Origin of the sequence: Paenibacillus sabuli (genome assembly GCF_014705605.1) — a bacterium.
In the GTDB taxonomy this organism is placed as follows: domain Bacteria; phylum Bacillota; class Bacilli; order Paenibacillales; family Paenibacillaceae; genus Paenibacillus_D; species Paenibacillus_D sabuli.
The window spans coordinates 23,655-36,961 of the sequence record NZ_JACXIZ010000015.1 but is presented as its reverse complement, the minus strand read 5'-3'; the positions used below and the strand labels follow the sequence as shown (position 1 = coordinate 36,961).

Genomic DNA, 13,307 nt, shown 5'->3' with positions numbered 1-13,307 from the left:
CCCTCGCTCAGATCAGATTCGCCGTCGCAATGCGTTGATAGTGATAGCATCGTCCCAGCGTGCCCTCACGAGCCGGCGTGCGCCAATCGAAGCGGAGCCGCTCTTCCTCCAGCTCCTCGAGCCGCTCGACAACGCCGCGGACATAGTCCATCAGCCGCTCGCGCGCCGTCGAGATGCGGGTCAGCACCCCGCCGTAGCGAATGTCCAGCACCTCCCAGCCCTGCGGCTTGCAATTGGCGAACCATAGCACCTTGTGCACCTTCCGCAGTCCTGTGACACGCTCGTGTAGCTCGTCCAGCACGCGGGTCAGCCCCGTCAGGCCATCCTTGTCGCCTTGTGCATACAGCTGCTGCGCCTTCAGACCGAAGTCCCACTTCAGCTTCAGCGTGCCGCACAACTGCACATAATAGGCAAACATAGCCTCCTGCCCGGGATTGGCCGATATGGCTGGACGCAGCTCCTTCTCCAGTCGCGCATAGTGCTCGGTCAGCTCCACGTCCGCCACATTGCGATCGAATAGCCCGAGCAGCACGTCCTGCCACAGCAGGAACTTGGCCGGATTGGATGCGATCGGATTGCCCGGCGCGACGCCCGGCACTTCGTCGATCAGGCCCAGCCTCCGATAGTCGTCGGCCACTCCGCCGGTGCAAAAGGCGAAGCGCTGCGCGACCCATTCCTCAGTCGGCGCGGCGACAAAGCTGTGCTCGGCATACAATTGCAGCCCGAGCAGCCCGGCGAAGTGGCTCGTCTCCTGCCCGTCATTGCCCCACAGCGTCGCGAGCACTTCCCGCACGCCCTCTTGCTTGCACCCTTCGAGCGCCGCGTTCGTATTCGCGAAGGTCACGCCGTAATTGGGCGTCACAGAGCTCCAGGTCCATACACCGCCGGCGAACATCGGCGTCGAGCCGAACCGCTTGTGCCGCCGCAGCAGCTCCCGGTAAGTCTCTGTATCGTCGTGATAATAGTCCCAGTACACATACTGCGTATCCTTGGGCATCTCGGCAATGATCGAGTCGGGAATCTCATTCTCCAGGTTGTAATACGTATCGTCCGGGGAGACGATGCGGAAGAACATATCGCTCCAGATCATCGGGCTGAGCCCTTGCGCTTCCGCAATATCCAGCACCTTGCGCAAGTGCGGCTTCATGATCTCGAAGCGCGGCACATGCCCGTTCTCATCCAGATAGCGGCCGCGGCCGAGCTCATGCGCTTCGTCCATGCCGATATGAATGCGGCGGCTTCGCAGCGGCGCCGAGGCTGCCCGGATCATCCGCTCGATCCAGCGGTACGTCTCCTCCTTGCCCGCCAGCAGGATCGAATCGGTATCCCGCAGCTCGGCCGCATAATCCCATTGCAACGCCGCGCCCAGATGCGCGAGCGTCTGGATGCACGGGACGATCTCGATGCCCAGCATATCCGCATAATCATCCGCCGCCCTCAGCTCCTCGTGACTGTACCGGCCGCGCATATAGCCGAAGTACGGCGCGTCCTCGACGGTGTACGTATCCTCGGTGTACAGCATCAGTCCGTTGAAGCCCATGACAGCCATCGTACGCAGCAGCCGCTGAAGACTGTCCAGATGCAGGACGCCGTTGCGCGAGGCGTCGAACATCGCGCCGCACCAGTCGAACTGCGGCTGCTCGGTGCGCGTGAAGACCTCCCCCTCCCGCGACAGCTGCACGAACAAGCCGAGCCCCCTGAAGAAATGCGCGCGACATGCGTACCCGATGACACCCTCGCTGCCGCTACGCGATACCTCGAGCGGCCCCTCTCGCTGCTGCAGACGCACATGCAGCGCGTCGGCGGACGGCCCCGGCAATACCGAGACGCCGAGCGTATCCTCCAGGGCGGAGATGCCCGGGAGCAAGCCCTCGACATCTCCTGTGACACACATCTTCATGGATCGTTCCTCCTCATTGACTTCCCTTCGCTGACGTACCTGTCAGCAATGAATTCCCCGTATTGACGCGCCCATTGCATCGCCCGCACCTGCGCGTCTGCCGGACGACGCCTCACGGCGCCGTCACCGTAATCGGAATGGCCGTAGACAGCCCGTACACCAGATCGGTTACCGTAATTGTCGCTTCGCCCGCCGCGAGTCCGTGCACGTCTCCGGACGCGCTGACCTCGACCACGCCCGGCTGATCGCTGGCGAACGTAGTCTCAGTGGTCGCCACGCGGCTGCCGTCCGCGTACAATCGCTTCGCCTGCAATTGCGTTGTCTCATTGATGGTCAACGTATCCGGTCCCGTCACCGCCAGATGCACAGGCGACGGCCTGAAGATCGCCACCTCGGTGATGCTGTTCCAATTGTTCGCGGAATTGCCGTTGCTCAGGATGCGAATATATCGGGCTTCCACCTCCGGCACCGGGAATAGCTCCGGCTGCTCGGTCTCTCCCGAGCTCGTCGTCGTGAGCAGGGAGGTCCAGTTCACCCCGTCCTCGGAGGCCTGCAATTCGAAGTAATACTGGCGCGCGCTGCCGCTCAGGTACGCAATCGACACCGCGCCGACCGCTCTCGACTGGCCAAGATCGTATTGAATCCATTGCGCGCCGAATGCGGACCAGCGTGTGCCCAAGTCACCGTCGAGCGTCCGATCCGGCGTGTGCCCCTGGTCGGCCTGCGGCACATCGCTTGCCGTCACAGCCGTCACCGGCCAACGGTTCACCTCCGGCAGATTGCCGATGATCGGGCCTTGCTTGAAGTCGATCGTATACCGTTGCTCGAGCTGCGTGTATACGGTGTCCGTCACGATGATTCGCGTCTTCCCGGGGACGCCTGAAGCCGGCTCGATCGTGACATCGTAAGCGGCCGTTGCGGTAATCTGCGGCACGTCCTCCGTTTCGAAAGGCAACGAGACCGCATAATACGTCTGTTCCGGATCGAAGTCTGCAAGTGCGATGCCGTCCATTTGAATCGCCTGCAATTCGGGCAATGCCTGTTGCAAAGGCAATTCACCGTCCGGAATCGACCATCCCGCCAGCGGTGTATAGGTCGGCGAAGTCGCGGGCAGCGCGTCTTGCTCGTGCATCGGCACCATCCATACGGACAGCGCGCCCTCTCGTACATCCTCGAGATGCACGGTCAGCTTGCGCACGCCGTGATTGAGCGCCTGCCCCTCCGGATCGGGCGAACTCGGCAACGGCCGCGAAGGCATGATCGAGAATGCCGCGCCTTCGGGCGCCTCGATCAGCTTGACGTAGAGCTTCTTGTCCGCCATGCTCAGCACAGCGGCTTGCCCGTCCTCTACCAGCTCGATGTCCGCTGCCGTATGCATGAACCAATATAGCTCGGATGGCTTACGCAGGCTGAATTCGTCCTGCACCATCACCTGCTGCCGCATGTCGAACAACTTCATCCCCCGCTTGACGGACAGGGCATCCCCCCAGTAGGCCTCGGTCAGATCGGCAATCGCCAGCGCCCCCTGCGGCTTCGTCTCGACCCGCTCCATCCGCGCCTGGGCCTGCTCGGGCTGTCCCGGTGTATCGTCCGGATCAATGACCAATGTATTGTGACCCTCGGGACGCAGTCGGTAATAGTCGAAGCGCCGATCTCCGAAGTAATCCGGCAGATCGTAATTGTCCACGCCGAAGTCGCTTGCCCAGCGGATGCCCAAGGCGTCATAGACGAAGCTGCCGATATCGAGATGCCCGTGATTAATCGCATTGTCCCCGCCCTTGAACCCGACGAAGCTCGCCTGCGGGCTGGTCGGATGACTGCGCATCGTGACAGCCTCCATCCGCTGGAAGTACCCGTCCACCTCCTCGCGCGCATCCGGATTGGCGTACAGCGCCGGGCGGTACCACAGCATCTCGTATATGCCCCCGCTTGCCGCCTCGTCCTCATGTGCACGATAGAAGTCGATGTATGTGCCATCCTGCTCGCGATCGGCGAACCACAGCGCCAGCGGGGACCTATACGTATCCGGTATCGTGTCCGCATAGTTGAACACCTCCACCGGTCCCGAGACCTGCATCAAGAATGCCAACGTATCCGCGAACCCCGGCATATCGGACAGCTCGTAGTCGGTACCAAGCGCGATCTGCAGCGATTCCAGCATATACACCGCATACCGTGTGCCGTATCGCCAGTACATCGGCCCTTCCGGCCAGCCGCCGTCCGGCGCGTAATCCGCCAGCATCGTCGGCACGGACTTCACCGCGTATTCGAGTAATTCGCCCGCCAGCGTCTCGAGCTCGGGACTTTCATCGCCGATGGCCAGCGCGCCCATTGCGATTCCGCCGCTGACGACCGAATTCCAGTTGCTCGACGTCCGCGACCACCACTCGCCATTTCGGTATCCGCTCAAGGCCGGATTCAGCCCTTTGTTCACCATCGCAGTCCGCAGCTCGCTCTTGCGCTGCGCCGTCCAATAGTCGTACAGCCAGTCGTAGCCAATCGCCACGGCGTAGGTCATTTCGGCCGTATCGAGGAAGTGCGACGGGTTCCAATCGTCGAAGTCGGCTACAGCCTCCAGCTCGTCCCAGGCGCGTTCCGCATACTGCGCGTCTTCGCTTACCAGATAAGCCATGGCCAGCGTCTGTACCCGATCAACCGTGTTCCGCGCTGTCTGCAGCATGTTCGCTTGCTCGTCCGCAACCGGCGCGCTTAGCAGCGCATCTGCCTCCGTCTTCACATTCGCATACCATTGGATCATGTGAACGTCGGTATCGACCAGTTGCAGGATACGCTGCAGGTCCTGAGCCTGCATCATCACCCGTGGATGCTGCCCGAGCGATTCCGACTTCAGTTGACTGATCAGGTCGGTGCGCGTCGGCGCAACGTAGATGCTGACTGATGCCTCCGCCGTTCCTCCGTTGCCGTCCGACACCTCGATCTTGAAGGCATCGTGGCCTGTATAATCCAGATCGGGCATATAGCTCCATTCTCCGCTGCCATCCACGGTCACAGTGCCGTGTCCGGGTGACAGCGATACGGCAAAGGAGAGCGCGTCGCCATCGGGATCATCGGTCCTCAGCGGTTCCACCCGCAGTTGATTCTTCACCGTCTGCCGCTGCTGATCGTGTACGGTCGGCGGGCGGTTGCTTCCCCGTACATCCAGCGTCACTTCGGTATATCCGATACCGCCGTCTCCGTTCATCATCACGACTCCGATTCGATCCGCTCCGGTATAATTGGCCTGCGGCACATAGGTCCATGCCCCGGAGCTCTTCACATCGGCCCAGCCGCTATGCGGTTCGTCGAGCAAGATATAGGATAACGCATGCTGCTGCGCGTCCTCCACCGCCAATTGACCGTTCGATTCCGCGTTGGCATCCACCGACGCCGCGACATGCGCGTCCGGCAGCTCGTAGCCATTCGCCCCGACCGCGACCATAGCCGATTGCTGCGGCCCCTCCGGCGAAGTCGCCGTAATTCGCGCGACGCCCGGGGCGACGCCCGTGACCATGCCGTACGTGACCGTAGCCACACTCGGATCGGAGGTGGTCCAGACGAGCGCTTGATCCGTCGCATACACCGGCAGCACGGTCGCCTCCAGCTGCACCTGCTGCGCCGCCTCTACGACTGCGGTCCGGCGGTCCAGACTCACCTCGGCTACCGGTACGAGCTCGGTAATCTCCATATCGTCGAACCAGACCGTGCCCTCCGCCTCCCACAGGAAGGCCGCCACCCGCATCGAGACCGCGCCCGCCGGCACTTCGATCTGCTGTTCGACCAAGGTCCAATCCTGCGTGCCCTTGACCGAACCGAACATGACATGCTGATTGAGATTCTGATTCGCTGCATCGTAGAACATCAGCCGCATACGCGAGCCGACATTGGTCGACGCCAGATCCAGCGTCTTGAACCAGGCCTTTACCTCATAGGTCGCGCCTGCGCGAACCGGGATGGAGCGCGCGATCATCGCCCGGCTCTGCTCTTCTGCGTACAGCTTGACCGACGCCGCCCCGCCATGACGCTCCGCATGATCCACCGTGAAGTTGACGGCGCCGCTATACGTGTACGCGCTCCACCCATCCGCCCGCCAGTCGCTCCAGCCCCCTTCGGACGAAGCCGTCACTTGTTCCATATTGCCATTGGGCAGCGCGTTCGTGCCGGGATAGGCCGTGATGGTCATCGGGCAGTTCGCCTGCGGACCATCTTCCGTATGCGCGCTGATCACCGTCCATCCCGGTGTCAGCCCCGAGACCATGCCCGAGTCGACCGAGGCGACCCCCGCCTCGGAAGACGACCAGGTGAGGCTGCGGTTCGTGGCTTGCTCAGGCAACGCCTGCGCCGGGACATAGACACTCTCGCCTACCGTCAGCGCCTTGTCAGGGCAAGCGGCCGACACCTCGGTCACCGGCACATACTCGTCCACCTGCTCGAGCGAGACATCGTCGAACCAGGCGGTCCCCGCCGCATTCCAGATGAAGAGCTCGATCAGCACCGATTCGGCATCGGACGGCGTATGCACATACTTCTGCAGATGCGTCCAGTCCTCCGTTCCCAGCAGGGAGCCGAACATGACATGCTGATTCAGGTTCGCATTGTCGGCATCGTAGAACTGCATGCGGATGCGGGCGCCGACACTGCTCGACAGCAGCTGTTCCGTCCTGGCCCAGACCCCGAATGCGTAATCGGCATCGCCCTCGATGGCGATGCGACGCGCGATCGCGCCGCGGCTGGTCGTCTCGGCTGCGATGCGGACCGCAGCGCTGCCCGCATGAGCCGTGGTCGTATCCACGGTATACGTCGGCGTCCCGCTGAAGGTACTGACCGCCCAGCCGTCCGCGCTCGCATCGCTCCAGCTGCCGCCGGCGACCGGCGTATACGCTTCGAAGGAGGCGTTGGGCACCAGATTCACGCCCTCGGCCCGCGTCTCGATCAGATTGTTCATTGCCAATGGAAAGCTGCCCCACAAGAGAAAAAAGATAAGCGTAATTGCCGTTTTTTTCTTCATCTGTCGCCCCTCCAATGTACCCAATAGATCGCCGTAGTCGTCCTATGCCCATTCCTTACAACGAATTGGCGGTCGAGATCCGCAGGTGCTGTTCGCATCGACCGAGCGAACCTTCCATTGCCGGATGCCGCCAATCGAACGGCAACCGCTGCTCCTCCAGCTCCTCCACGCACGCGATCGTGCCGCTTGCATACTGCTCGAGTCGATCCTGTGCCGTCGCCAGACGCGCGGCCAGCCCGCCGTAACGGATGTCCAGGACCTCCCAGCCGTGCGGCTTGTACACCTCGAGCCATTGCTGTCGATGCGCCAGGCGAAGCCGCTCCACCTGCTCCTGCAGCTCGCTCAGCTGGCGCGCGATGGCTCGCAGACCTGCCTTGTCCCCTTGATCGTACCGCCGCTTCATTCGCAGACCGATGTCCCATTTCACCTTCAGCACGCCGCTGAGCTGCGCGTAGTAGTCCAGCAAGGAGTCGATCTGCGGATTCGACGCCTGCAGCGCGCGCAATTGCGTCTCCACCCGAGCGAAGTGAGCGGTGAGCTCGAATGGCTCCACCTGCTTGTCGAACAGACCGAGCAGCACATCCTGCCAGAGCAGGAACTTGGACGGATTGGACGTGTGCGGGTTGCCCTCGGCGACGCCAGGCGTCTCATCGATCCGCGCCATTGCCAGGAATGCTTCCGCATCGCAGCCGGTGCATTGCACGAGACGACGCTTGAGCCACTCTGGCTCCGGAGCCTGCGCTGCATACGTATGTTCCGCGAATAACTGCAGGCCGAGCAGGCCGGTGAACTGATTCGTCTCCTGACCGCCATCTCCCCACAGCGTAGCGAACACCTCGTCGATGCCTTCCTCCCTGCAGGCGGTCAGCGCCGCGTCCGTATGTGCGAACGTCACACCGTAATTCGGCGCGATAGAGCCCCAGGTCCACACTCCGCCGGCGAACACCGGCTTGGTGCCGAAGCGCTTGTGGCGCCGCAGCATTTCCGCATAGACCTGTGGATCGCGATGATAATAATCCCAGTACACATATTGCACGTCAGCGGGCATCTCCTCGATGACCGCCGACGGAATTTCGGCCTCGAGATCGTAGTAATCATGGGTAGGCGAGGCGATACGGAAGTACATATCGCTCCAGATCATCGGCTGCAGCCCGTGCTTGCCGGTAATCCGCAGTACCTCGCGCAAGTGGCGGTTCATAATCTCGAAGCGCGGCTTGTACCCATTCAGGTCCAGGTACTTGCCCAGGCCGAGCTCGTGCGCTTCATCCATGCCGATATGGATTCGCTTGCTGCGAAAGGGGGCTGAGGCCGCCACAATCATCCGCTCGATCCATTCATAGGTACGGGGCTGATCCGCCAGCAGGATCGAATCCGTGTCGCGCAGCTCCGCCGCATCATCCCACTGCAGGCCTTTTTTCAGATGCGCCAGCGTCTGCATGCACGGCATCATTTCGATTCCGAACAGCTCGGCATAGTCATCGGCTTCCTTCAATTCGGCAAAGCTGTACCGTCCGCGCATATACCCGAAGTAAGGGGCATCCTCCACGGTGTACGTGTCCTCGGTATACAGCATCAGATTGTTCAGCCCCATCAGCGCCATCATGCGGAGCAGCTTTTTGATGCTGGCGACGCGCATGACTGCATTGCGCGAGGCATCAAGCATTACGCCGCTCATCGCGAAGCCCGGCTGCTCAACATGCGAGAACGACGATTCTCGACTCGCCAGCTCCGCGAACAGCCCCAGCCCTCTAAAAAAATGTACGCGCTCCTTGAAACGGATCTTGCCTGCCCCGTCTTGCAACGCCACCTCAAGCGGGCCGTCGCTGTGCTCAACCGCGATTCTTATCGGCTCGGAGCCCGGCGCTGCGGCCGGCCCGAGCATCTCCTTCAATGCCTCGATTCCCTCTTGCAGCTCAGTAACCTCGCCTTGAAATTGAAATGTCATCTGCTTCCTCCGTCTACTCTGGCTTGAAAATCGACACCTCTGTCACGCTGTTCCAGTTACCGGATGACAAGCCTGCTGCGAATCCCCTGCCCAGCACACGAATATATCGCGCTGACGTCTCCGGGACGACGAACAACTCGGGCTGTGATGTCATGCCGGAACTACGGGTGGACAACAACATCTCCCACGACTCGCCGTCCGATGAAGCAAGAATATCCAAATAGTAGTTGCGCGAATCGCCATTCAGATACGCGATCGATACCGAGCCTATCGCTCGCGACTCGCCCAGGTCGTACTGCAACCATTGTTCGCCGGAAGCAGACCAGCGCGTACCGAGGTTGCCGTCGATCGTCTTGTCCGGCGTATAACCCTGATCGGCTTGCGGTGAAGCGCTCGCCGTCACCGCGCTGATCGGCCACTCATACTCCGGCGGCAGATCGCCGATACGCGGACCCGTGACGAACGATACGGTGTACGCATGCGTCCGCTCCGTGTAGACCGTATCCGTCACATGAACAACGGTGCGGCCCGGCAGCGATCCGGCCGGATCTACGCTTACACCGTACACCGACGAAGTCGCGGTGACGGAAGGGATCGTCGTCTGGTCGTACGGCAGGACGACTTCGTAATACGTGTGCGCCGGATCGAATCCCTCAATTGTCTCGCCGTCCAGACGCAGATCGTCCAGTTGTGGCTGTGGCTGCGGCGCCTCCAGCTCCCCTTCAGGCAGCGTCCATTCGCTCAGCGGTACGAATTCGGGCGCCGTCACCGGCAACGCTTCATTTTCCCACAGCGGCACCATCCAGATCGATACACTTCCTTGCTGCACGCCGTCCATGTGCAGAGCCAGCTTGCGAATGCCTTGATTCAATGCCTGCCCTTCCGGATCAGGCGATGAGGCCAGCGGTCTGGCATTCAAGACCTCGAACTGCGCATTGGCCGGCGCCTCGATCGCCTTGACGTACAGCTTCTTGTCCTCCAGTTGCAGGACAGCCGCGCGCCCCTCCTCGATGATGTCGATATCAGCGGTCGTGTGCATGAACCAGTACAGTTCCGACGGCTCCCGCAGCAGGAACTCGTCCTGTACCATGAATTGCTTGCGCATCTCCATCAGCTTCACGCCCCGCTTGGCTAACAGCGCATCCTGTTGATACGCTTGCGTCAGATCGGCGATAGCCAATGCGCCCTGCGGCGCGCTTTCTACCCGTTCCATGACAGCCTTCGCAGTCGGTTGCTGCTCCGGAGCGCTGCCCGGGTTCATCACCAGCGTATTGTGACCTTCCGCACGCAGCCGGTAATAAGACCAGCGGCTCGACCCGGAATACCCGGGCAGGCTGTAGCTGTCGCCGCCGAGATCAAGCGCCCAGCGCTGACCTAGTGCATCGTAGACGAACGAGCCCAGATCCAGGTGCGCATGCCCCTCTCCGTCCCGGTTGTCGCCGCCTGCGAATCCGACATATTGCCGATACGGATCCAGCCAGTCGCTGCGCATATCCACCATTTCCGTATTTCGGAAGTAGCCGTCCAGCGTCTCGGGCGCAGTGGCTTGACTATACAGGTCGTCCCGATAGTAGATCATGTCGAATACGCCGCCCGTCCCGGGCGCATCGTAGACATTGCGGTGATACCAGACATAGTCGGAATTATCGTAGCGATCAGCGAACCAGAGCGCCAGGTCCGACGGATAATCGCCAGGATTCGCATCGGAGTAATTAAATGCGCCCTGCGCTCCGTTAACATGCATCAAATAGTCGAAAGTGCTGGCCAGTCCCGGCAGACTCGACAAGTCGTAATCGGTCTGCAACGCACTGTCGAGGGAATCGATCAGATACACGATATACCGCGTGCCGTAACGCCAGTACATTGGGCCCTCCGACCAGCCGCCTTCCGGACTGTAGCTCGCCAGCATAATCGGCACGGATGACATGATCTGCGCGAGCACGTCGCCGGCGAGCGTCTCCAGTTGCGTCGATTCGTCGCCAATCGCCAGCGCGCCCATTCCGATGCCTCCGCCTATCACGCCATTCCAATTATGCTCGGAGTAGGACCACCAGGTTTCATTATTGTACCGGCTGAGCGCAGGCTCCAGCCCCTTGTCCACGATCGCCGTGCGCAGCGTATCTCGGCGAGCGGACGACCAGTAGTGGTACAGCCAATCGTAGCCGATCGCGAAGGCATGCGTCATCTCGGCCGTATCGAGAAAGTGGCTCGGATTCCAATGGTCAAAATCGGCAGCCGTCTCCAATTCATCCCATGCGCGTTCCGCGTACGTCGTATCCTCGCTGATCAGATACGTCAAAGCCAGCGTCTGTACCCGGCTCAGGATGGTGCGTGCCGTATCCAGCATATTCGCTTCGTTGTCGGATACCGGCGCCGCAAGCAGGTCGTCAGCAGCGCTCTTCACATTGGCGTACCAGGCCGCCATGTTCGGGTCCGAGAGCACCTGTGTCTGCATGCGCGTCACATCCGCGCTGTCGATCATCAGCCTCGGGTGAGCGCCCGCTGTCACCGCAGTCAGCTTCGTGATCATATCAGCGCCGGTCGGTGCGATGTACACCTGAACATCGGTCTCGGTGTCGGCGCCATGCTCGTCCTCGACCGATACGGTGAACCGATCCGCACCGACCTCGTCCGTATCCGGCGTATAGGACCAGGTCCCTGATGCGTCAATTGATGCCGTGCCACGCTCCGGCGCGGTTGCCACGCTGTACTGGAGCGCATCTTGATCCGCATCGTAGGCCTCGACATTGCCCGATATCGGCACGTTCATCCGGGTCTGGACAGGTATCGTCCCGGCGCTTGGCGAATGATTGATCGCTCCGACCTGGATCGTGACCTCCGCACTGCCAAGACCCCCGTCCCCGTTGACGACCGTTACCACGAAGCGATCCTCGCCTGTGTATGCGGCGTGCGGCACATAGGTCCAGGCTCCTGACGGACCGACATGCAGCCAACCGCCCGAGGGCTGCTCCATCACCTCATAGCTCAGCGGATGACCAGAGCCGTCCTGCTCGCTCAATTGTCCCGAGATGGCCTGCGACTGATCGGTCAGCGCCGTGTACTGCACGGACGGCAGGTCGTATCCGTCCGGATCCACAGAGACGATGAATGTCGAATTCGGCAGTCCGTCGACCGCTTGGGCCGTGACGACAGCCATACCGGGCGACACCCCGGTTACCGTTCCGTCGTAGGTCACTTCCGCTACGGTTGGATTCGATGAAGACCATACGAGCTCGGGGTAGGTTGCGTTCGCCGGCAGGATCGTCGCTGCCAGAGTCAGCGACTCGGCAAGATCGAGTACGCCGGTGCGTTGATCCAACGCTACACCCGTCACCGGTGTGACCTGTTGAACCGACAGATCGTCGAACCACACCTCGCCTTCCGCGAGCCAGATGAAGGCTTCCACGATCATTTTGACTGCACCCTCCGGCGGCTGAATACGCTGCTGAACCCGGGTCCAGTCCTGCGTGCCTTGCAGGTCTCCGAACATGACATGCTGCTCCAGATTCTGATTGCTCGCATTGTAGAACATGATCCGGATACGCGTGCCGGAGGCTTCCGTCACCAGATTCGCCGTCTTGATCCATCCCTCGACATCATAGTAGGCACCCTCCTCCACGGATACGTAGCGCCCGATCTTCGCACGGCTTGTGTCATCCGCCTCGATCTTGACCGAGGCATCGCCGCTATGCCGAACCGTCTGATCGACCGTGAAGGTCGCATCCCCGGAGTAGAAGTACGTCGTCCAGCCATCGGCTTGCCAATCCGTCCATCCTCCTCCTGTTGCCGTGGAGAAGTCCTCAAAATCACCATTTGTAAGCAGATTGGTCGACGCGCGAACCGACAGATCGTCGAACCACACCTCGCCTTCCGCGAGCCAGATGAAGGCTTCCACGATCATTTTGACTGCACCCTCCGGCGGCTGAATACGCTGATGAACCCGGGTCCAGTCCTGCGTGCCTTGCAGCGCTCCGAACATGACATGCTGCTCCAGATTCTGATTGCTCGCATTGTAGAACATGATCCGGATACGCGTGCCGGAGGCTTCCGTCACCAGATTCGCCGTCTTGATCCATCCCTCGACATCATAGTAGGCACCCTCCTCCACGGATACGTAGCGCCCGATCTTCGCACGGCTTGTGTCATCCGCCTCGATCTTGACCGAGGCATCGCCGCTATGCCGAACCGTCTGATCGACCGTGAAGGTCGCATCCCCGGAGTAGAAGTACGTCGTCCAGCCATCGGCTTGCCAATCCGTCCATCCTCCTCCTGTTGCCGTGGAGAAGTCCTCAAAATCACCATTTGTAAGCAGATTGGTCGACGCGGCTTGCGCGGACTTCACAGTGAAGGAAATCGGCACACTGCTCCCTATCAAGACCACTACCATAAGCGCTGCGATCATTCTCCACCCGTTACGCCCGTGCCTCGCATACCTCTTCATGTCACAATCAACCACC

At 61.1% G+C, this 13,307-nt stretch carries 4 protein-coding genes; all 4 read right to left on the bottom strand.

Annotation, left to right across the window (positions count from 1 at the left end):
• Positions 1-7 precede the first annotated feature (7 nt).
• The 4 genes from IDH44_RS08975 to IDH44_RS08960 all read right to left on the bottom strand — a co-directional run bounded on the left by IDH44_RS08975 (position 8) and on the right by IDH44_RS08960 (position 13,237).
• Positions 8-1,900, bottom strand: coding sequence for a beta-N-acetylhexosaminidase (locus tag IDH44_RS08975; RefSeq protein ID WP_190916826.1), 1,893 nt, complete (start codon positions 1,898-1,900; stop codon positions 8-10).
• A gap of 112 nt (positions 1,901-2,012) precedes the next feature.
• On the bottom strand, positions 2,013-6,905 hold the full coding sequence (locus IDH44_RS08970; RefSeq protein WP_190916823.1) for an Ig-like domain-containing protein: 4,893 nt from the start codon (positions 6,903-6,905) through the stop codon (positions 2,013-2,015).
• Between the two features lie 55 nt (positions 6,906-6,960).
• Positions 6,961-8,850 carry a beta-N-acetylhexosaminidase gene (locus IDH44_RS08965; RefSeq protein ID WP_190916821.1) on the bottom strand — a complete coding sequence of 630 codons (1,890 nt, stop codon included), beginning with the start codon at positions 8,848-8,850 and terminating at the stop codon, positions 6,961-6,963.
• 13 nt (positions 8,851-8,863) lie between these two features.
• Complete coding sequence (locus tag IDH44_RS08960; RefSeq protein WP_190916819.1) at positions 8,864-13,237, bottom strand: Ig-like domain-containing protein; 4,374 nt, start codon at positions 13,235-13,237, stop codon at positions 8,864-8,866.
• Positions 13,238-13,307 lie beyond the last annotated feature (70 nt).

Coding starts and splice junctions, on each gene's coding strand:
- IDH44_RS08970 (WP_190916823.1), bottom strand. CDS start 6,905: ATGAAGAAAAAAACGGCAATTACGCTTATCTTTTTTCTCTTGTGGGGC.
- IDH44_RS08965 (WP_190916821.1), bottom strand. CDS start 8,850: ATGACATTTCAATTTCAAGGCGAGGTTACTGAGCTGCAAGAGGGAATC.
- IDH44_RS08960 (WP_190916819.1), bottom strand. CDS start 13,237: ATGGTAGTGGTCTTGATAGGGAGCAGTGTGCCGATTTCCTTCACTGTG.
- IDH44_RS08975 (WP_190916826.1), bottom strand. CDS start 1,900: ATGAAGATGTGTGTCACAGGAGATGTCGAGGGCTTGCTCCCGGGCATC.